Genomic DNA, 21,687 nt, shown 5'->3' on the forward strand with positions numbered 1-21,687 from the left:
ATTCGCCCTGATTGGGTTCTGATTTCGATGTTAATGGTGATTCAACCAAGCTTCTTGGCGACACGAAGTAAAACGTGGCAACGCTGTTTAGGTACGGCGCTTGGTGTGCTGTTCGCGACCTCTTTAATTCACATTGGCGTACCAACGACCGCGATGTATACGCTTATCGTTATCCTCTTGCCTGTCGCGATGCTTAATATTATGCGCCATTACTCGCTAGCCATTGGTTGTATTACGGCGCTATTGATTTTGGTGTATCAGGCCATGGCGCACCAAGGGCTCGACTTTGCAGCACCACGTTTGATCGACAACATAGTCGGGGGCGCGATTGTCCTGCTCGGATATAGTTTGTTATGGCCGCAATGGCGAGGCAAAGAGATCCACACTCAAGCATTAAAAGCGCTTAATAGTTCAAAAAGCTTATTTGTGTATTGCTACGAACAGCTGCAAATTGGCACCGAACAACATGACCATATTGCGCTAACCAAGCAACGTGCCGCTATGCTAACCGCCGAAAGCGACCTTGAGCTGATTTACAATGAGATGCAGCAAGAGCCAAAACACACTCGTGCCGATCCTCACTATTATGAAGATATGCTGAGTCACTATCGATTATTAAGCCATTATCTCTGCTTGCTGATTCCGCTGGTCAGAAAAGGCACGCAATACCAAGGTTCACAACAAGTCGAACGCTTAATTCATGATGCGATGGATGCATTGATCAATACCATTCGTGATAACCGCGTCCATGAGCTGCCCGCGCTAACCAATCAAACCGATACCGGTCACCCAACTTCCACAACAGGTCAACGTTCGGTAGAAGAAATCATCTGGTTAGCACTGATGACAGTAAAACAAATGCACGATTTAGTTCGGCGTAATCTAGAAGGCTAAATCAGGGCTTAACGATCAAAGGACTTAAATACCAAAGATCTTAAACACCAATGGCCACTCAGATTTTGATCTGTATTTTTAGAGCTAAGCGTTTGGCACACTTTTAGGACAAAGAAGAGTATCTAAAACTTGTTATTTAACTCATTCCAATACTTACGTTCTTTTTCAGTTATTGAATATATATGGTCATAACGGCCACATCGACCTAATTGCCTTAAGTGACCGTGCAAAACCAATTCGTTTAGAGAATTTATAACGTTTACAACATCATTATTTGTAGATGGCATCCATTCCAAATCAGGACCTACTTCGTTTTTGATCTTGGAATCTTAAAAATAAAAAACCCCACCATAAGCAACTGATTTAAAAGCCATTATTAAATTCACCACATACATCGTGATAACTTTCTTTAGTATCGAACATTCTATTCTACTGGTGGTCCATCACTGTCAGAAAACTTGTAGTGACATGGTGAATTTTTCCAATATTTTAAAGGTACTAATACCTTAGAAAAGGCGGAAACAAAATGACCGGAGTACAATATTCATACGAGAAATTCAAACCTTGAGTGTTTAATTTAAATTGCTCTCATCATGAGATTCAAGTCACGTTCATCAGTGTTTTTTCTAGGTATCGTCTACTCCTCTCAACTGTTTAATTAGAAGCTGATATGACAAAGAAAATCATCCTAGATACAGATCCGGGCATCGATGATGCAATGGCAATCCTATTTGCAGAAGCACATCCAGATATTGAGCTGATGGGGATCACGACCGTTTATGGAAATGCGACGATAGACAATGGCACTCAAAATGCTCTCTATCTGAAGCAAAAATTCGGTATGAAGGCACTCGTTGCTAAAGGTTCGGATAAGCCCTTGTTAAGAGATCCTGTTGGAGCAACGGTTGTTGTGCATGGTGAAACGGGGTTGGGTGATGTGACGACACCAAGTTCGCTAGATTATGAAGCGATTAAAAAGCCAGCTTATCAGTTCATTATCGACAGTGTTCGAGCTGAACCTAGAGAGATCACTCTTGTGGCTGTCGGTCCTCTGACTAATCTTGCACTTGCACTGGAAGCTGCTCCTGACATCGTCGACTTGGTAAAAGAAGTGGTCGTTATGGGTGGTGCATTCGGTGAAAACGGCCACAGAGGGAATGTAACACCATTTGCCGAAGCGAATATTCATGATGACCCTCATGCTGCCGATAAGGTGTTTACGGCATCATGGCCAGTAGTCATTATCGGGCTCGATGTTACAGAGGAGAGTTTTTTTACCAGTCAATACCTTGATGAGTTGCGAGATGACGCTGGAGAAGTTGGGCAGTTCATCTGGGACATTAGCCGTTACTACTTAAAGTTTTATTCTGACAAAGTAGGAATGGATGGTTGTCATGTTCATGACCCATCAGCCATTGCTTATGTTATCCAACCGTCTCTTTTTACAAGTCGTAATGGCCCGGTCAGGGTTGTCACAGATGGGCCAGCGGAAGGGATGACCATTCAGAAAGCTGATCAACGTAACTATATGAATGATGAATGGGGTCTATTTCCTGCACAACAAGTCGGCGTTCAAGTAGATAGCGATACTTTACTCTCACTCTACAGAGAGACATTGATAAACTATTCACAGCAATAAAGTGGGCCTGTCGTAAATATTGAGAAATGCGCGACAGGCTAATGCTCTAGATACAATAATCCTACAATTGCGTAGAAACGCTCAAAGGCACTGTCAGTTTCATCTGGTTCAGATGAAGCTGATCTTCAATATCAATACAAGACACGAGCTAAGTGTCTTTCCATATCAAAAAGTAATTTTCATTGACTAAGTTCGATAATTGACTAGCTCACTTATGTCCCTTTCAAAGTTAACTGACTTATCAGATGCTTTTTACGGTCTAGTATTTGACCTATTTTTTCTAATCAGTGTGTCTAGTCGATTGAAGCCATTTAGGTAGGAGCATTATTTTGAATACAGAACCAACGGTAAATACTGATGAACTCCTTAAGCTCCTTTCTTCAGAATTGAAATTGCTGTCCGGTATTTGTTGACCACTACAGGTTAAACAAGCAAAAGAACCAAAAGGACAGCGTCACCCTGTTTACATGTATTGACTGCGTGGCTAGTAGTTACCTCTCGTAAAGCAACCGACCTACAATTATAAGGATACAGTGTAATTCTCATGAATAACTTAATTGTGCGCTTAAGTTGTCACACTAGGGTGGTGAACGTTGAAATACCTACTTTTATATCTTTCTGTATTTACGTCAATGTTCGCTCAGGCAGACGATACGTTTAAAAAGCTGCTTGATCAGAATTTTGCAACGGCTGTGCTACTTAGTGACAGTGATGCGATCTCATTGGGTTTTCATGACTTCAATGCGAGCAGTGTATTTGGGGACAACTTAGGGAGTATGGAAGCGTTGGATAATCGAAAACAGATTAGTGTATACAACGCACCATTTACATGGAAACTGGATGAATTAACGCTCAATAATGGGAAAAAGATCAATCAAAACGTATCTTTGTTTGTTTCCTACATAGAGCAAACAAGAGAGTTTAAGTTTACAGAAAACTCAAACAGCGGCAGTGACAAATCGACTGAGAATGTCATGACGGCCGGAGCAAAATACTGGTCAAGTTATCCTCTCTCAGAAGTATGGAGCATACGTTCTGGGATGAGAGCTAATCTGATGTATTTTGAGAATAAATACGATTACAACGATCCTACAACCACGCTCTTTCGAGAGCAGCTTGATGGCTTTGTAGTTAATACAGACGCTTGGGCTTTTACCATGCAACCAAGCATCGAGTCTCACTATCGAAAGCCTCAGACATGGGGGCTCTGGGAAGCGTACAGTAAAATAAATTACTTCTATGGTCACGGGTGGGGAGAAGCAAACAATGGCGACATAGGTAACCCCGAAGGCTGGTACTGGATAAATGGTTTGAAAGGATTCTATGACATCGCGGACTGGGGAGGGTATGAACAAACCTTGTTTAGTAGCGTCCGAAGAATCGACGTTGGTGCCGACCTACAAGCCCCCTTGGGAGCTGCTCACTTCTATGAATGGGGCTTAGGGTGGTTAGTTTCCGCACCATTCTTGAAGACCTATATCGACAACATAGGAATTGGCGTCAATCTCAATTATGGAAGTAGCTTAAAAGGTGGCACGATTGTATTGCTGATCAACCAAAACTAAGCCACTGAACTTTAAATAAAACTTGTACAAAACAGGCGGTAAGCCGCCATGTAGTGTCTCAGTGAATTTGGCCCAAAGGTTAGAGGTTTTGCAATACCCCAGGTAATCCGTGAAAAGCTAATTTAGTAAAATCACTGACAAGCTTTTGTCCAAGAGTTTGTTATCACTACCCGAAAAACAAAAATCCTCGCAAACGCGAGGTCTTAGTTTTATCCATAAATAGTGAGTACATCTCTAACCTAGGGAAGGGCCCCTAGCCTCCGCATTTTCTGTTATTTTTGCGCGTCTAGATTTGCTTGATACAATAAGTGCTCAATGAACATCGGAACCTTTTTTGCTATGTGCTTTCTCGACGCATAAAAGGCGTACAGCACCAAATCTTCAGGTTTGTATTCAAGTTCTATGACTTCCAAAGAGCCAGTCTCTATTTCATCGCGACAAAGCTCAGCTGGGAGTATCGCAAACCCCAAACCAGCCAATGCGCCAGCTTTAGCAAGTTGCCCACTATTCACTTTAAATGCAGATTTTACTCTTTGAGTAATTACCTCACCTGTTTCGTTCTTAAATACCCATGGCGTACCATTTAACGCGGTAAAGCTGCTAATACAAGGTACATGTTTCAAATCCGTAATCTTAAAAGGCTTAGAAGATGTATGAAGAAGTTTGGGTGAAGCCACAACAACACTAGGCCAACGCTTAATCTCTTTCGCTATCCAATTGTTATCCTCTAGCTTCCCTCGATGAAAACTCAAAATAACGTCAAACCCGTCAAGCGGATCCTCTTTAGGGCTGATACTCGTATCACAACATAATGAAATAGATGGATATTGAGTACAAAACGAAACGACGGCTTGGGCCAAGTCAGGTGAGTCTGGCATTAAAACATTGAGTTGCCCTATGACTTCACGAGAGTGTTGTGTCACCTCCTCCAGGGCATCGTTGAGTTTATCCAACAATGGCTGAGTTCGTAGATAAAGGTGGTCCCCTGCTTCTGTCGAAGAAATTCGGCGAGTCGTTCTATCAAAAAGTCGAGCATCCAGCTGCTCTTCTAGCAACGCGATATGACGACTGACGTTTGATGTCGGTAAACACAGAAACTCTGCCGCTCTCTTAAAGCTATTGTTCTCATAGACACAGTGAAAACTTTTTAGCCATTGTTGATCAATCTTCTCAAGCATTCCCATTAATCCCACCCATTCTCATAATCCCACCTAATTGGATTATAAAGCCAATATTAGCCACTTTATTACCAGAAACAGGCTTATACAATACTCATCATTAAAAGTGAACTGGATAAGGTTTCCAATGAGTTGGATAGAAAAACTATTAGATAAGAAAAATATAATCAGTACGCGTAAAGCGAATATTCCAGAAGGCGTATGGACAAAATGCCCCTCTTGCGACCAGATCCTGTACAGCATAGCCCTTAATGAAAATCTGGAGGTATGTCCAAAATGCGATCACCACATGAGGATGTCGGCACGCTGTCGCTTAGACAGTTTTTTAGATAAAGGTATGAAAACTGAGTTAGGCAAACAACACGAGCCGAAAGATTTGCTCAGTTTCAAAGACAATAAACGCTACACAGAGCGCCTTGCCCTAGCCCAAAAAAGTACAGGTGAGAAAGATGCAATAGTCGCGATGCAGGGAGAGTTGTTAGGGATGCCTGTTGTGGCGTGCGCTTTCGAATTTTCTTTTATGGCTGGCTCAATGGGTGCCGTTGTGGGCGCTCGCTTTGTTGATGCTGTTAATGCAGCCATCGAGGCTAACTGTGGATTGGTATGCTTTTCGGCTTGTGGTGGAGCGCGTATGCAAGAGTCACTGATGGCTTTAATGCAAATGGCAAAAACGAGTGCTGCTTTAAAACGGCTATCAGATGCAAAGCTCCCTTATATCTCCGTATTAACCGACCAAACCTTTGGCGGTGTATCAGCAAGTATAGCAATGCTTGGTGACATCAATATCGGTGAACCTAAAGCGAGAATTGGTTTTGCCGGACGAAGAGTGATTGAACAAACGGTACGAGAAAAATTACCTGAAGATTTTCAGCAGAGTGAGTTCCTATTAGAACATGGCGCATTAGACATGATTGTTGGTAGACGTGACATGCGTAAACGAGTGGCTAAACTGATCGCGATGATGACCAATACACAAATTCAAGTCGAGCATTAGACCACTACACCTCGCCCTATAACTCCTCCCAAAATGAAGTTCAGCGATCTCTTTAGATTAACGACCGAGGGGGAGAACATTCTTTGCCGCTAAACTGAAGGCGCACTTGTCTCGTACTTATCGCGATCGGTATTCAGTTCCTTCTCTTCATACGATCAATAAGAGATTGAGAATACGAACCGCACCCAGCACATTCCATTGGATTACTGTATTTTCACTAGCTTCTTATAGTTAAAATACCGTATGGTACAAACCATAAAATTATTAAGACTCGCGGCCTTTGCCACAGAGACTCTCCATTTAAAACGAAAAGACTTACTATGAATTTTGATATCAATGCACTGAAGCACCACCAGCTGGTCGAAGATGGTCAATTAGAAGGCTGTTACATTCATCAACCTGTGCAAGGCAGTCAACCAGATGACAAAGCGGTTTTAGTAGAGTGCCAAGCGCTAGAAAGCCTGGGATATAAGGTGGTTCAGGTTAAAGCGAAAGGCGGAACAACTACGTTTGCCGAAGCTATGCAAAAGTTTGCGAAGAAGACGGGTCACCAGCCCAAAGAGTAAGCGGATGAGTAGAGGGCGTGACCAAGTTCGCTAACAACAGTCTTTCGACTACCCTGTCGAGCGACCTTAATAAACACCATTTCATGCTGACAGCATGGGCTGTAGCGAAAGCTTTTTTCCTCAGTTAGCGCTTGCTGTCACCGTTGCCCCCAGAGCAATTTATCCAGGATTTGAACGAGTCGCTTCCTTTCCCTTCTTTTGATTCTTCACCCCTCTTTCCATGTTTTTCATTGTTTTCATCATCGATACAAATTTGGGGCTTTATAGATTCTCTAGATTTAGGGCTTTGACATCTCCCATCCAAAACACTCTATCTTTATGATCTAACAAATCATTTCCACTGATGGGGTGAAAAAGTATCGTTAAGCCTTTTCGGTTGAACGTCAACCAAGTGACTACATCACTTAATAAATGTGGCTTAAAGTAAAGCTGACAGCTCCAACAAGGATGAGGGCCAACCAATTTTCGATGCAGTTGGCCTTGTCTTAGATCTGTAATTTCTAATGCTATATCGTTAATTACCCTTTGAGCCGTTTGCTCGGTAAAGTCATTAAAATAAATATGTGCATGCCAACCTTTTAACCTTGGAGAAGATATTGCTTCTTGGTGATTACCATACGCAATTGGTAATTGAGGAGTGAAACTGGGCATAAAATACCTCTATAAACTGGAATTTTTTATTTACGATTAACTCGAAAATATCGTTCATTCCGGTGAGTCAATCTTTGGTTCTGTTTTATCGAGAAAGAGTATGTTACAACCTATATTATTAATACACTGCATAAGTTGAATGTTACCTATGAATACTTTCGATTACTCTACGTTGGATGGACGGCTACTTCGCATGTTTATTAGCGTTTACGAACACCAATCAGTAACAAAGGCAGCGGATAGTATGGGGGTTACTCAATCAACAGTTAGCCATGGGCTTAACCAACTGCGCAAAATAATAAAAGATGAATTGTTTGTCACTTCAGGAAGAGGCATCGCGCCTACGCCAAAGGCGGGAGAACTTATTGAAAAGGCGAGAGAAATCGTAATAGCGATGCAAGCCTTCGCAAGCTCACAACAATACAACCCACTAATAGATGATAAAGTTTTTTCCATCGCGGCTAACGACTATGAAATAGAAACCGTTATAAAACCTATGTTTCATGATTTCCAGAAAGCAGCGCCGATGAGTTCGTTGCACATAGCTCCAGCCAGAACTCAACTTCAGTGGGCTTCATTACTTCGGTCTGGCGATGTAGATTTTGTTTTGTCACCAGAACTAACGAGTAACGAGTCGGATTTAATTCAAACTAAGTTGTTTTCTGACCAAGAGGTCTGTTTTTACAATCCTCAAAAGCAAACACCGCCAACAACGATAGAGCAATATTGCTCCAAACCTCACGCCATCATGTCTTTTGAGCACTCTCACCAAACCGAGATAGACACAATACTTAAAAAACGAGGAGTGAAGAGAAAAATCGTGGCTAGTGCGCCGAGTTTTGGGGCAATAGCGTCTTTAATTAAAGATACAAATATCATAGTGACAATGCCTTCTCGCTTGTCAGAAACGTTATTTAGAGACTTTAAGCAGGTCCCCTTACCTTTTGAGCTTCCTCACTTCAATATTGTTAAAGTCTGGCACAATAGAAATAAGCAGTCAGAGCGTCATTCTTGGCTTAAAAATCGATTACAGTGAGTATTATTTGGGATTGATACTCTTAGTTTTTTGACTGTATGTTAAAAAAGACCGACCATGGTATGAAGTTTCTGTTTTTTGAAACCAAGTAAACGCCTGAGTATTAAACCCACCTATTCATCTATTCATCTATTCATCTATTCATCTATTCATCTATTCATCTATTCATCTATTCATCTATTCATCTATTCAGAGTAATTATATTGCTCTGATTTGCCCTTTAAAATAAGTAGTTATCAGATCCCAGCCAGTATCCCGTGACCATCATTAGATCTAGATTTAAGTAATAGACTTTACCTACCACCTCGCCGCAACCACCATCTCACCACAACAACTACAACCAATCGAATTTATTCATGAGAAGTATGAATAATGCCCTATTTTTTTAATTAATTAGACTGGCTAGCATACAGGTGCTCAAACAAAACAAACCTAAAAAGGAAGAATCATGTCTATTAAATCTGTTGCAATCGGAATGGCTGTTTGTCTATTTACTGCCCCAAGCTTTGCGAACCTAAGCACCATTGACGCTCAAACTAATCAATCCATTAAACTAGCGGAAGGCTTCTATGAAGATGTACTGGTTTATAGGAATTTGAACAACTTTGGAAAGTACGTTGGTGACACTTACATCCAACACGCTACAGCGTATGGCGATGGACCAGCAGAACTGATTAAAGCGGTAGCTGGCGAGTTAACTGCTGATCCTGGCGTGAAAGTAGATATCTACCGTACCATTGCAGAAGGTCCTTATGTCGCAATACACTCTGTTTGGACAACTTCAGACGGTGCGGAATATGTTTATGTTGATATCTGGAGAGAAGAAAATGGCATGCTGGTAGAGCATTGGGATCACTACCAACAAGTTCCGGAAAAATCTGAAAACAAAAACACCATGTACCAAGGGCCAGACGCGAATATCTATGATGCAACTCAAGACATCGAGCGTAATCGAGGCAGAGCCATTGCTGTGTTGAAAAGCTTTGATAACCCAGCGAATACAAGTGCGTTAAAAAAGTATATTTCTAGCGAAACCTACATTCAACACAACCCAGAGGTTCCAAATGGTAGAAAAGCATTGGTTGGTTACCTCGATTACTTAAACAGTAACGGGACCAAGTTAAAAACGGAGATAGCAAAAACAATCGCGATGGGTGACATGGTTCTTGTTCATTCTAAGCAAACTGACCTAGGTAAAAAAGGCGATTTAGGTGTTGGTTACATTGATATCTTCCGCTTTAATAGCGAAGGGGAAATAGTAGAGCATTGGGATATTGCAGAAACTCAAACTGGAGAGTCAGCCAACGAGAACGATGTGTTTGGTTACCCTAGCCAACGTTAATTGCAGCTTCATTGAGTGGAAAAAGTGCTCAACATCAGTGTTGTCCAAAAAACTACTTTTTCCGCTCATATTTGCCTTATGTTATAGGAAATGACCCATTAACATTTGAATAATAGCCACCTCTGTGGCTAATTTCTTTTTCTAGCCGTTGACCACTCATACCACTTGACCTGTCTACAGGTAACGACTTTAGAATGATTAGCCTTATGCTTATCATGACTAAAGAGGCACATTTCGTTGCACCAATTACGAGACTTACAGCAGTCAAAGCTATTTCAGCTCTTCGACCATCTACCATCGACAATGAAAGGGATCACTCTTGCCCTTATATCTACAGCACTGTTTACGATCGTTGGGGTATTTGTTCGACAGCTCAGCACACACTATGACACCTTTCAGATCCTGTTCTTTCGCCAGTTCATTTTTATGTTGTTGCTCATGCCTGCGATCAGCAAAAATATCGATGTGCTACTTAAGCCCAACAAAATATCGCTTCACCTACTAAGAATACTAGGCGCTTTTACCGCTCTATATTTTGGCTTTATTTCAGTAAGCAATATTCCATTTGCTGACGCAACAGCACTCGGTTTCTTGCAGGTGCTTTTTGTAGCTCTAATCTCTCATTTCGTATTGGCAGAGCAGATCACCCGCAGTCGAATTTTCACGATTGTGGTTGGATTTATCGGGGTAATGACGGTTGTTCGACCGACCTTTGCTGCAAGCCATAGCCTTTATGTTTTATCTGGCGTGATTGCCGCGCTGGGCGCGTCGTTAGCGGTAGTGTGTGTTAGGAAAGTGGCACAGAGCGAACCAAAAATAACATTGATGGCATACCAAGCTCTGGCAATTGGTTTGATAACATTAATACCAACCCTTTACTTATGGCGCACACCAACAGTCGAAGACTTTATGTTACTGCTGTTAGTTGGCATCATCTCTTCGTTTGCTCAGTATGTTGGTATCTCTGCATATAAATGGGCGCAAGCCAACATCATTGCCAATGTTGAGTATGTAAAGATTATCTATTCACTTATTATTGGCTTAGTTGTCTTTTCTGAAATTCCTGATTTATGGTCAATGATTGGCGCACTGATTATTCTTATTAGTGCATTGATTCCATTGATTTGGTCTCACTATCAAACAACCAAAGAGGATAGCCCTAAGTGTTGAGCATCAAACAATTTTGTGAACAACTAGAGGTATCTCGAACAACGGTTCTCTACTACGAGCGAAAGGGGCTAATCACTCCCGCAGCTAGAACACCTAACGGTTATCGCCAATATGGCGAACGAGAGCTTGAAAGGTTTAGAGCAATACTTGCCTATCGCTCTTATGGTATTCCCGTCAGTGAGATTGAGAGCCTGCTACAGCAATCTCAGGATGAAGACCGAGATGTGGTACTAAGACAACAGTTTGCTGCCCTCGATCTAGAAATTCAAAAGTTGCGCCAGCAACAACAGTCCATTATGGCGTTACTCAAAGAGCCTGAACTTCTTAATCAAGGCCTACTCACCAAAGAGCGTTGGACAGAAATACTTAAAGAATCAGGGATGGATGAACAGGGTATGATCAATTGGCACAAACGCTTTGAGCAGATGGAGCCACTAGGACATCTCAAATTCCTTCAATCTTTAAATATCGATGAAGATGAAATTGAGCAAATAAGGGCGTGGTCACGAAAGCCGTGAGGTGTTGAAGTGATTTGCCCACATTCCACGAGTTAAAGGCTATTAGGTGATTCATCGACGCATTTTTCTAGGATTTGTTCTCGATTGGTTTATGCTGCTACCTAAAACCCAAAAGGCCTCGCACACGCGAGGCCTTACGTTTTTCATTTAACGTTTACAGCTACCCTACTTCACTGACTTCTCTTGTTAACTTTCCTTACTGACCTAAGTTACTGAGTAAGCTGACTGAACTTCGGCAAGTTCTTCACAAACCTCTGGTGTACATCCATATAGGTTTGCATATAGATTTCATCGATACTGTCACCACTCGGGAAGCTCGATGAGAAGTCTGCGTGTTTGCGGTCAATCGACAATTTAGCGGCCTCGACAATATGAGCAATGAACATTCGAGGATCTTCCAAGCCGATAGAGATACGCATAGTGGTAGGTTTGATACCGGCTTCATTAAGCGCTTCATCACTGAGTTCTGAGTGCGTGGTCAGTGCTGGGCACAAGGCCACGGTGTTGGTTTGCCCAAGGCTCACTTGCATGCCGATTGCTGGCTCAAGCATGTCAAAGAACTGTTTAAACCCATCTCGATTGATTGGTGCACGGTCGCCGTTGCCTTCCATATCGATGGTAAAAAGCGCCGCTGGTAAACCCAAGTACATGTTGTTCTGGCAGTGTTCATAGTTATCGCTGTCTGGCAAAGCTGGACACGACACATTGATGTCTGGGTGAGCATCAAAGATCTTCGCGAGAGTCAGGGTGTTGATGGTCTTTTGCACCACTCGCATCTCATACGTTTTCATACCATTGAGCACTTCAAACGCTTTGTCTGCGTCTAGGAATGCGCCCTTAATGTAGTACACATTCCAAAACAGCGTTTCGTTCCATGGAATGGTGACCTCATCGCCGTTGGACTTGGTGAAAGTGACCTCCTCTCCTTTTGGAATAAACATGGTCTCGTTGCGGCCAATCACAACTCCAGCGGTTGTGGTGCCAGAACCCGCCAGTTCTTTGGTGTAAGAGTGAATGACATAATCGGGTCTTTCAGCCACATCGTCGCGTTTTAGTACTGGATGCAGCAATGGAGTCCCCACTGTTGAGTCAACAATCACATCCCAGCCACGAGAGTGACCAGCTTTACTGATGCTAGCAACATCTAACACGTATCCATGTGGGTTACATGGTGACTCTAGGTAAACGTAGATTTTTTTACCCGCAGCGAGGCGATCTGCGTATTTATGAGCAACCTCATCAAGGCGCTTCGCGAACTCATCACCGGAGTAACCATCCACCCACTCTACCGCGACATTCAGATTCGAAGGCTTGCCAAACCAATCTTCCAACAGCTGGTAAGAACCGCCATAGATATTACGTGAAGCCAAGACAATGTCTTCATGGCCAAGTAAATGGCTCAACAACCCATCAATAGCCGCCATACCCGAGTTAAAGTTCCATGCGAGGTACTCATTGGCTCTAGAGCCTGCCTCAATATCAACCATGTGATTAGCCAGTGAAATCGATGTTGGATTAAGCAGTCGAGAGTAAATATCGTGCAGCGGCTCTTTACCGTTAAACGCATCTTCAATCCATTCTGTACATGCAAACAAATACGTGGCTGTGCGCGTAATAACCGGGCTTGCCGAAAAGATAGCCGCCACATTATCGAAGATAGGATACGCACCTTTAGACGCAAAATTGCCATTATTGGTAGCAATAGATTGGTAAGTAGCACGCATTGGGTTTTGCAGGTTGTCGAGGATCTTAGCTATCTGGAATGACAAGAAACGTTTAGCGTTAAACCAAGCGATTCGGTCACTCTTGTCGAGTTCTGAAAGTCCATCAACCGTCAATGCCCAAAGATCGTGAGTCTTGGTATTGGCTTGGTACAGTGTCGTCGCCAGTTCAATCAGCGTGACGCCGTAATCACTGTTTGGGTCGATACCAAAATGCTTTGCTTGCTCAATGGCAAGGGCTTCTGCTTGTTCATGTTTGGTTGTTTTACGCAGCGGGCTAAGTTGAGTTGATGTATTCATAATTCCTAAGTCATTCCATGCTTATTGTTCCTCCTTTAATTTTAGTTTTGTGCAGATGCTAAAAATTGCTATTTGCGAAGTAAGACATACACTTTGAGCAATAATATTGCCAAATAAGCTTGAATATTGATGGGATATGCCAATGGATGAGATCGACAAGAAAATACTGGCTGAACTGCAAAGCAACGCCCGCCTGACTAATCAAGAGTTAGCCGATCGCGTGGCACTGTCGCCCTCACCTTGCTTACGCCGAGTTCGAGCATTAGAGAAACAAGGGATTATTCGCGGCTATCACGCCAGTGTCGACCAAGAAGCATGCGGCTTGCCTGTGAATGTATTTGTGTTGGTGAAACTTGAAAAGCCAACTGAAGAGAATATGCGAGACTTTGAGCAGCACATTGAAGTGATTGATGAAGTATTAGAGTGCTTTCTGATGACAGGCAATCACGACTACCTGTTGCATGTGGTCAGTGAATCGCTCAAAAGCTACGAGCAGTTCATCCGTAAACAACTAACTCGCCTGCCCAATATTGCTTCTATTGAATCCAGCTTCGCCTTCGGTCAGGTAAAAACTAAGACCAAGCTGCCCGTGAGATAAATGCAGGGCGCAGCTATTTGGGTTTGAGGAGTGCTAGAGACTGACATGAAGCAACGTAGCAAGAGTTACATATTTTCATTGTGACCTATAAACTTACTAAGTAATTGATTTAAATTTAAAATGAAAGGTCTCATAATATCTATATAAAGCCCATTCACCCAATCCTTAGGCGGCGATAGCTAAAAATGAATTTTGTGCATTTAATAGTGATACTGTTTTTCTTGTTTTTTGGCAGTTCAACGATGGCTATAACCAGTAATGACTATATCGTTGTTAGCCAGCCTGATTTAGAAAACAGTCTTGCATGTGAAAGAGTAGAAGAAACGAGGTCTATTTGTTTAGCTTCTATTTTATGGCATCCATCTCCAGAAGCCTATGTTATCAAGTTCAAAGTTAACCGCACCACCGACTCGAAAGATATAGAAATAATAACAACAGAGTCTGCTAGATTAATGTCAGTATATTTAAATCCACTAACAGCAAAATTTTATGAAACAAAGCCGGCTTTAGTAGATATGTTGGATGTAACTGAGCTTCATGCTGAGAATATCATTGTTGAAATTGAGTTTGATAATAACGGAAGTTACTACTCAGCATACTTTTATCCAAAACTGACAAATGGGAATTTGAGTTTAATACATGACTTTTTTGAAGGGAGAGTTGACATCTACAAGCACCTGCTCGATGTATGTACAAAAATGAGCAGAGCTCAAAAGGATCATGTTTTTCAAGAATATTGTGTGTTTACTAATGTTCCATAGAAAGTAACTTCGCTAAACGATTCTGGTGCTCTAGCACTCGGAAAAGCCCTAGATCTCATTGTAGTAAATCTAGAGACCGACATTCCGAAAAACTCCTTTTTTTTCAAGGCTACCTTGTTATATTTATGTGAAACTTAACTAATATAATAAATGGCTTGAATGATGAAACAAAGTTGTACTTTTTTAACGTCACTGTCGTTGCTGTTGTCAGCTAATGCTTTTGCATACGATCTTGAGATTGAAGCTTTTGAGGGCAAAGAGCTCGCATTGTTAAAGGCGGCAGAAAACTCTAGCGATAACGAATTGCTGATGCAGGCTGCTAACCTTCTGATTGAAGATTCAATGTATGAAGAAAACCTAGAACGCGGTTATGAGTACATGAATCAACTCGCGGAGTCTGGTGAGGTGAAAGCAATTATTACCTTGGCAGATAAGTATTACTACGACGAACAGTACGAGAAAGCACTGGCTTGGTACCATAAAGCTGAAACCAGCAAAGACCCTTATGTGCTCTACTCATTAGGCGTAATGTATTTTGATGGTGAAGGTACACCTGTCGACTTAAAGAAAGGCAATGACTATTACCTAGCTTCTGCAAAAGCGGGGTATTCTGACGCTATGTATCAACTCGCATTTTCATACGATGAAGGTCAAGGCGTCACTCAAGACTTCTCCAAATCTGCTTATTGGTTTGAGCAATCGGCAAACTTAGGCGATGCAAGTGCCATGTACAACTTGGGTATTTCTTACCTAAATGGACAAGGCGTTGAAAAGAGTTGCTCTAAAGCGATGCAATTATTTAGCAACGCCATTGAAGAAGATGAACATACACTTTCCTATGTGAAGATGGGTGATATTTACTCTTCTACTCGATACAAAAAATCTTGTGGTTTCAAAACTACAGACGCAAAAAAAGCATTAGAGTATTACACTAGCGCCGCAATGCAGGGCAACGATTATGGTCAGTATTCCGTTGGTTACGCTTACCGTAATGGCCACGGAACATGGAGCGATTTTGTTAAAGCGTTAGCATGGTTTGAAATCGCGCAGGAATACGGAAACTCTGATGCAGAGAAAGAGATAATTGACGTTAAGCAATACATGTCGAAAGAAAACATTGCCGCTGCTGAGCAACTCAAAGACTCTTTAATTGAAGATATCTGGTAAGGATAATAACGACTCTAATTGGTATGGACTCGAACGCTTCGACCCAATTACCTGTTAGAGATCGGTTTATTGTAATAGCCTCAAAACTAAGGCCTCGCACACCCGAGGCCTTAATTCTATCTACAGAGCAATTAACACGCCTGCCCAATATTGCTTCTATTGAATCCAGCTTCGCCTTCGGTCAGGTAAAAACAAAGACCAAGCTTCCCGTGAGATAAATGTGTGACGCTGTTGTTTGGGTTTAAGGGGCGCTAGAGGCTGATCTTCCTCATGCCTTGAATCGGAAGCAATATGTGCTTGCACGGTCTTCAACTAGAAATTAGAACCAAACTGAATTGTGCGCATAATTTTCAGTTGGTTAGGTAAGGGCTGAATCGAGCTTTAGTAGAGGTTACATTTACTATAAGCAGGGCTTGTGAATAAGTGCTTATTTTGGGTTCATCGCAGCTTTCCCCTGAAAGCCAAGATGAACCTTGTTTCAATAATCTAGCTTGTGAAAGCATTTGATAGGTCGATATCACATTGCTTTACATCACATATATTAATAAAAGTAATGTTACTTACATTTATAAATGTGATGTTTATCTCCATTCATCTTTTGATTACTTTCTAAGCTTAGTTGGTTTTTATCCAATTAAACAGAAGGTTATATGATAAATAGAATAATAACACTAAGTGGCGTTGCATTACTTTGTTCAGCGAGTGCGCATGCGCAAATGCAAAATGGAAGTTTCGAAAACTGGGAAGGAAACGTACCATCTGGATGGAGTGTAATTGATTCCGGCATTGCGGTATCACCCTCTACCGACCCTGTAAATAACGGCAGTTTCTCTGCACAAGTCACAGTGAATACAAGTACTCAAAGTAATACCGATTTTCTTCAAACGATAAGTGTTGAACAAGGGAAAACTTATGATTTCTCTGTCGATGTTTATCACACTGAAGGTAACGTGAAAGCTCGCCTTTTTGTTGATGGCTATTTAGGCTACTCGAATAATGGTTTAACGAATCAGTGGCAGGCATTGACTCACTCGTACAGCGCTACGAGCACTAAAGATATCGTTGTGGGCATACGATTTTATGATGATGCTGGTTTTGATGGTTCGGAAGTGGTGTATTTAGATAACTTTCAGCCTACGGAGACTCCACCAACACAAAGCTGCAATGACACAAGTGCCGCACTCACGGTAGTGACGGATAACTATGGCTCTGAAACCAGTTGGTCTCTCAAAAACTCAGTTTCTCAAACTCTTTATTCTGGTTCAGACTATCAAAGTAACACCAACAATGAAGTGGAAATGTGTTTAGCGGATGGTAGCTACACCCTAGAAGTCTCAGACTCTTATGGAGATGGAATGTGCTGCAGTGTGGGGAATGGTTCATACAGTTTGTCGGTAAACGGAACCGTTGTGGCATCTGGTGGTGATTTCCAAGCAAGTCAGAGTACAGAATTTACGATTGGTGGCTCAACTACTACACCACCAACTGAACCACCAGTGTTAGGTGAGTATTACAAAGACGCTGAAGGTAAAGTGGGCTTTGCGTTAAAAACGGCCTTATATCAAATTATTGATAATCATATTAGTCAGGGTTACACCGCTATTTGGACGTTAGTGTCTGAGGCGGACCTAGACGCATACTATGACACCGATGGGTCAATTCTCGATATGTATTCGGAGAAACCTTCAGGCTCAGATTCAATCCAATTTACTAAGGTGGCCGATCAATGTGGTCAATACAGCAAAGAAGGTGATTGCTACAACCGTGAGCACTCATTCCCGAAAAGCTGGTTTGGTGGGAAAGTCGAGCCAATGAACTCTGACGGTCACCATTTATTTGCCACTGATGGCTACGTTAACTCGAAACGTAGTAATTGGCCATTTGGTGAGGTGAGTAGCGCGACATACACATCAAGCAATGGTTCTAAGTTAGGCAGTGCAGCAAATTCTCTTGGTTATGCAGGTACGGTGTTTGAGCCAATTGATGAGTTTAAAGGTGATTTCGCAAGAGCATATTTCTACATGGCAACACGCTATGAAAATGAAATCGCTAATTGGGAAGGAAACTCTACAAGCTCGGATGCCGCTCTGGATGGAACCAATACAACCGTTTTTGAACCTTGGCTACTTACTATGCTAAAGCGTTGGCATTCTGAAGATCCAGTAAGCCAAAAAGAAATCGACCGAAATAAGGCGGTACATGATTTCCAAGGGAATCGTAATCCGTTTATTGACCATCCAGAGTTTGTAAGCCAAATCTGGGGAAATTAATCGGAATATAACCACCATGACAATGGTTTAATGATTATTGAATTGAGCCCAATCCTTTGTTTGGGCTTTTTTATTGATGGGCATTAGAGAGCATGACTTAAAATATGTGAAAAAGCATATTGTCATGAAGGTCCGTATAGTTGTCAGTGGTCTGCACCATCAATACTGGACGCTACGTTAAGCGACTTTCCATACCTTTAGTTATCTATGAATTGCTAATTTAAGGGAAGCTGTAGCTCATTTATACCCAGAACCTTCATAGGCCGAGCTTTGACTCGTGGCACTTTCTAACTCACAGGTGCCCTTTTGTCGGGCTCAAAACGGGCAACACTTGTAACAGAACCGTATTTTTCTTTTGCCGTCCTGCCATTAAAAGGACGCATAGCTGATCTTCATAGCAAGTCGGACGTATAGGCTGTTTAAAAGGAGGGAAAGACTATGGCCACCGTCTATGTCAGCATCGGAAGCAACATTAACCGCGAACATCACGTCACAGAATCTCTCAAAGCATTGCATGACCGCTTTGCGCCCCTACACATTTCTAAATTCTACGATTGCGAGCCTGTCGGTTTTAAAGGGGATAACTTCTTAAACCTAGTCGTTGGGTTCGAATGTACCCTTCCTATCGCAGATCTGGTTAAGGTTCTGCATCAAATCGAATCAGAGAATGATCGCAAGCGTCAGACCAAAGCCTATGCTTCACGGACGATGGATATCGACATCCTTCTTTATGGTAATCAAGTGGGCGTTATCGATGGCGTAGAGCTGCCTAGAGGCGAAATCACCGAGTACGCTTTTGTGCTCAGGCCGTTAGTCGATATTGCTGCGCAAGAACGTCACCCCACTCTAGACATCTCATATCAGCAGCTCTGGGAAAACTTCGACAAGTTAAATCAGAAAACCGAACCCATCCCTTTCGATATCAGTTTCACCTAGCCTTTACATGACTGAAAAAAGAACGGCTACAACAGTAACAATTGCGAAAGGAACAACGGCTAAAAGAACAACTGAACTCTTAATGACCTGAGCTTTACTGATCTTTTCTTAAAACAAGCACGTACCTGACTTCACTCTCTAAGGATTGGACACTGTTATGAATCACAACGCCATTATCACCATTACAAACCTGAGACTAAGAACCTTCATCGGCTTCAACGAAGAAGAAAAGTCTAAGCAGCAAGACATCGTTATCAATGCAGAGATCCACTACCCCGCTAACAACCTTTGCCTCTCAGATGATGTGGAGAACGCACTCAACTACAAAAACATCTGCAAGAAGATCATTCAACATGTCGAATCCGGAAGATTTCTGCTTTTAGAAAAGTTAACCAGCGACGTACTCGGCATTTGTATCGATCATCCATGGGTACGATACGCTCAAGTGAGAATTGATAAGCCTCATGCCCTACGTTTTGCCGACTCCGTTTCACTCACGCTTAGCTATGAAGCAGAGCTCGAAAATTAACTCATAAGGAGAGAGTCATGCTGAATACAGAAGCCGAAAAAGTAAGAGAAGCTTTGCTCGCAAAAGGACTTGAAACCCCAATGACACCGAGCGAAATGAATCCCAACCAGAAGTACAACCGCATCAAAGGACTCTTGACGGAAGTGGTCAGTACGCTTGGACTGGATATAACCGATGACAGCCTTGCTGAAACACCTCATCGCATTGCAAAAATGTACGTTCACGAGATCTTTTCAGGGCTCGATTACGATAACTTCCCAAAAATCAGCGTTATAGAAAACAAAATGTCGGTTGATGAAATGGTCAAGGTGTCGAACATAGACTTAACGTCGACGTGCGAACATCACTTCATTACCATCGATGGTTTAGCAGAAGTGGCCTATATCCCTGAAAACAAGATTCTTGGGCTGTCTAAAATCAACCGTATCGTTCGATTCTTTGCTCAGCGTCCTCAGGTACAAGAGCGCCTTACTCAGCAAATCCTGGTCGCGATACAGACTCTAGTCGAAACAGAAAATGTGGCCGTGACAATTAAAGCCACTCACTATTGCGTTAAATCCAGAGGTGTCATGGATGCAAACTCTGAAACCTCAACGACCGCGCTCGGTGGTATTTTCAAAACTAACCCTCAAACCAGAGCTGAGTTTTTACGATGAGTGAAACGATACTAATAACCGGCGTGGGAAAGCGACTCGGATTCGCACTGGCGCAGCAACTTTTAGCGGATGGATACAAAGTAGTTGGCACTTACCGCAGCGACTATCCTCAACTGCAACTGTTGCGCGACAGTGGAGCCGACTTGCAGCAAGTAGACTTTTATCAACAAAGCAGCCTAGAGGGCTTTCTTGATTATGTAGGTCAAGAATATAAGACACTTCGAGCCGTCATACACAACGCTTCAGACTGGAAGCCTGAGAACAAGACAAACCCCAGTGACAATGCCTCAAAAATCATGCACCAGATGATGACGATTCACGCCACCGTGCCTTATCTGTTCAATTTAACGCTCAAAGACCAACTGATGTCTGGCGATAAAACGTCAGACATCATCCACATCAGTGATTACGTTGCTGAAAAAGGCAGTAAAAAACACATTGCTTACGCGGCCAGTAAAGCTGCACTCAACAACCTTACGCTATCGTTTTCAGCAATGCTGGCTCCCAAGGTAAAAGTAAATACCCTCTCTCCAGCCATGATTAAGTTCAATGAACATGACGATGAGGCATACAAAACCAAAGCGCTGAAGAAAGCTCTGATCCCGACAGAAGCGGGCTTTGAGGAAATAATAGATGGCATCAAGTTTGTGTTGGCCAGTCACTACATGACAGGAAGAACCTTGCACCTTGATGGCGGCAGGCATTTGAAGTGAAGTCCATACCTTGTGGGCTTACGTCAACATAGAAACTCAAAAGACTAGCGACTGCTGTTACCAATAAACCGTTAGAAGCTAGAAGCTAGAAGCTACTATGACCTAGATACTGCTAAAAGAGTGAGGAAGGCATTTTTCTTCGTCCCAGCCGGATAACTCAATATTGGTCAATGACTTGCGCATCTCATTACACAGTGAAGCGAGATTGATGATAGGCAGTTGGCTGCGAAACTGCGCGGTAAGTATTACCTTTTTACTTTCACTCAGGCTGTTTCGACATTGCGCTAAAACCGCTTCGCTATCTAACTCGTGCGCGTTCTCGATAATCTGAATATCAGCGTTCTCTTGATGGCCCTCTATCAGCCAAGATACGGCAGCTTCTTCTGAGCTGGTGAGCACGATGACATCTTTTTTTGCCATAAGCTCGTGGAGTTCAAGCTCTTTTAGTTCAGTTTCCATAAATACCCTCATTCAGCTGAAAAT

21 protein-coding genes and 1 pseudogene are annotated in these 21,687 nt (G+C 42.4%); 18 read left to right on the forward strand and 4 right to left on the reverse strand.

Translation table 11 applies throughout. The features are described 5' to 3' along the window. From AACR09_RS10360 to AACR09_RS10370, 3 genes are all read left to right on the forward strand, one after another. Positions 1 to 894: FUSC family protein (locus tag AACR09_RS10360; protein ID WP_228010495.1), on the forward strand; the 894-nt coding region annotated here is incomplete at its 5' end. Between the two features lie 670 nt (positions 895 to 1,564). Next, positions 1,565 to 2,533, forward strand: a complete 969-nt coding sequence (locus tag AACR09_RS10365) for a nucleoside hydrolase (RefSeq protein ID WP_193834911.1) — start codon at positions 1,565 to 1,567, stop codon at positions 2,531 to 2,533. Between the two features lie 593 nt (positions 2,534 to 3,126). Beyond that, positions 3,127 to 4,098: a Solitary outer membrane autotransporter beta-barrel domain gene (locus AACR09_RS10370; protein ID WP_228010497.1), complete on the forward strand. Its 972-nt coding sequence runs from the start codon at positions 3,127 to 3,129 to the stop codon at positions 4,096 to 4,098. A gap of 272 nt (positions 4,099 to 4,370) precedes the next feature. On the opposite strand, the gene AACR09_RS10375 is transcribed toward AACR09_RS10370, so the two are convergent. Further along, entirely contained in the window at positions 4,371 to 5,282 is a 912-nt protein-coding gene (locus AACR09_RS10375; protein WP_193834912.1) for a LysR family transcriptional regulator, read from the reverse strand. A 121-nt stretch (positions 5,283 to 5,403) separates the two neighbouring features. On the opposite strand from AACR09_RS10375, the gene accD reads away from it, so the two are divergent. Further along, positions 5,404 to 6,270 (forward strand): acetyl-CoA carboxylase, carboxyltransferase subunit beta, encoded by an 867-nt coding sequence (accD, locus tag AACR09_RS10380; RefSeq protein WP_102502920.1) that lies wholly within the window; start codon positions 5,404 to 5,406, stop codon positions 6,268 to 6,270. Positions 6,271 to 6,590: 320 nt separating this feature from the next. Then, positions 6,591 to 6,836 carry a hypothetical protein gene (locus AACR09_RS10385; RefSeq protein WP_061025344.1) on the forward strand — a complete coding sequence of 82 codons (246 nt, stop codon included), beginning with the start codon at positions 6,591 to 6,593 and terminating at the stop codon, positions 6,834 to 6,836. A 261-nt stretch (positions 6,837 to 7,097) separates the two neighbouring features. On the opposite strand, the gene AACR09_RS10390 is transcribed toward AACR09_RS10385, so the two are convergent. Beyond that, complete coding sequence (locus AACR09_RS10390; protein WP_193834913.1) at positions 7,098 to 7,487, reverse strand: DOPA 4,5-dioxygenase family protein; 390 nt, start codon at positions 7,485 to 7,487, stop codon at positions 7,098 to 7,100. Positions 7,488 to 7,680: 193 nt separating this feature from the next. On the opposite strand from AACR09_RS10390, the gene AACR09_RS10395 reads away from it, so the two are divergent. From AACR09_RS10395 to AACR09_RS10410, 4 genes are all read left to right on the forward strand, one after another. Further along, on the forward strand, positions 7,681 to 8,523 hold the full coding sequence (locus tag AACR09_RS10395) for a LysR family transcriptional regulator (protein ID WP_193834914.1): 843 nt from the start codon (positions 7,681 to 7,683) through the stop codon (positions 8,521 to 8,523). Positions 8,524 to 8,971: 448 nt separating this feature from the next. Continuing rightward, complete coding sequence (locus AACR09_RS10400) at positions 8,972 to 9,865, forward strand: nuclear transport factor 2 family protein (RefSeq protein WP_193834915.1); 894 nt, start codon at positions 8,972 to 8,974, stop codon at positions 9,863 to 9,865. Positions 9,866 to 10,168: 303 nt separating this feature from the next. Next, positions 10,169 to 11,035: a DMT family transporter gene (locus AACR09_RS10405; RefSeq protein WP_193835045.1), complete on the forward strand. Its 867-nt coding sequence runs from the start codon at positions 10,169 to 10,171 to the stop codon at positions 11,033 to 11,035. Beyond that, positions 11,029 to 11,553 (forward strand): MerR family transcriptional regulator, encoded by a 525-nt coding sequence (locus AACR09_RS10410; RefSeq protein ID WP_108122689.1) that lies wholly within the window; start codon positions 11,029 to 11,031, stop codon positions 11,551 to 11,553. Before AACR09_RS10405 ends, AACR09_RS10410 begins: the two co-directional genes overlap by 7 nt. 209 nt (positions 11,554 to 11,762) lie before the next feature. On the opposite strand, the gene AACR09_RS10415 is transcribed toward AACR09_RS10410, so the two are convergent. Then, positions 11,763 to 13,574, reverse strand: a complete 1,812-nt coding sequence (locus tag AACR09_RS10415) for a PLP-dependent transferase (protein ID WP_193834916.1) — start codon at positions 13,572 to 13,574, stop codon at positions 11,763 to 11,765. A gap of 142 nt (positions 13,575 to 13,716) precedes the next feature. On the opposite strand from AACR09_RS10415, the gene AACR09_RS10420 reads away from it, so the two are divergent. From AACR09_RS10420 to folM, 9 genes and pseudogenes are all read left to right on the forward strand, one after another. Next, entirely contained in the window at positions 13,717 to 14,172 is a 456-nt protein-coding gene (locus tag AACR09_RS10420) for an Lrp/AsnC family transcriptional regulator (protein ID WP_012604166.1), read from the forward strand. A gap of 242 nt (positions 14,173 to 14,414) precedes the next feature. Continuing rightward, the gene (locus AACR09_RS10425; RefSeq protein WP_054543121.1) at positions 14,415 to 14,933 is read left to right on the forward strand and encodes a hypothetical protein; all 519 of its coding nucleotides are present in this window, start codon (positions 14,415 to 14,417) and stop codon (positions 14,931 to 14,933) included. A gap of 159 nt (positions 14,934 to 15,092) precedes the next feature. Then, positions 15,093 to 16,100: a tetratricopeptide repeat protein gene (locus AACR09_RS10430; protein ID WP_193834917.1), complete on the forward strand. Its 1,008-nt coding sequence runs from the start codon at positions 15,093 to 15,095 to the stop codon at positions 16,098 to 16,100. Between the two features lie 125 nt (positions 16,101 to 16,225). After that, positions 16,226 to 16,318: pseudogene (locus AACR09_RS10435) on the forward strand (Lrp/AsnC family transcriptional regulator); the annotation flags it as partial. A gap of 432 nt (positions 16,319 to 16,750) precedes the next feature. Further along, positions 16,751 to 18,370, forward strand: coding sequence for an endonuclease (locus tag AACR09_RS10440; RefSeq protein ID WP_193834918.1), 1,620 nt, complete (start codon positions 16,751 to 16,753; stop codon positions 18,368 to 18,370). 438 nt (positions 18,371 to 18,808) lie between these two features. Further along, positions 18,809 to 19,306 (forward strand): 2-amino-4-hydroxy-6-hydroxymethyldihydropteridine diphosphokinase, encoded by a 498-nt coding sequence (folK, locus tag AACR09_RS10445; protein WP_193834919.1) that lies wholly within the window; start codon positions 18,809 to 18,811, stop codon positions 19,304 to 19,306. Between the two features lie 157 nt (positions 19,307 to 19,463). Continuing rightward, complete coding sequence (gene folX, locus AACR09_RS10450) at positions 19,464 to 19,835, forward strand: dihydroneopterin triphosphate 2'-epimerase (RefSeq protein ID WP_004734786.1); 372 nt, start codon at positions 19,464 to 19,466, stop codon at positions 19,833 to 19,835. A gap of 17 nt (positions 19,836 to 19,852) precedes the next feature. Continuing rightward, the gene (gene folE / locus AACR09_RS10455) at positions 19,853 to 20,491 is read left to right on the forward strand and encodes a GTP cyclohydrolase I FolE (protein ID WP_193834920.1); all 639 of its coding nucleotides are present in this window, start codon (positions 19,853 to 19,855) and stop codon (positions 20,489 to 20,491) included. Then, positions 20,488 to 21,204, forward strand: coding sequence for a dihydromonapterin reductase (gene folM / locus AACR09_RS10460; RefSeq protein WP_193834921.1), 717 nt, complete (start codon positions 20,488 to 20,490; stop codon positions 21,202 to 21,204). Before folE ends, folM begins: the two co-directional genes overlap by 4 nt. A gap of 102 nt (positions 21,205 to 21,306) precedes the next feature. On the opposite strand, the gene AACR09_RS10465 is transcribed toward folM, so the two are convergent. Beyond that, the gene (locus tag AACR09_RS10465) at positions 21,307 to 21,675 is read right to left on the reverse strand and encodes a hypothetical protein (RefSeq protein WP_193834922.1); all 369 of its coding nucleotides are present in this window, start codon (positions 21,673 to 21,675) and stop codon (positions 21,307 to 21,309) included. Positions 21,676 to 21,687: the final 12 nt, after the last annotated feature.

The sequence above is a fragment of the Vibrio sp. OPT20 genome, from assembly GCF_963889365.1.
GTDB lineage: Bacteria > Pseudomonadota > Gammaproteobacteria > Enterobacterales > Vibrionaceae > Vibrio > Vibrio splendidus.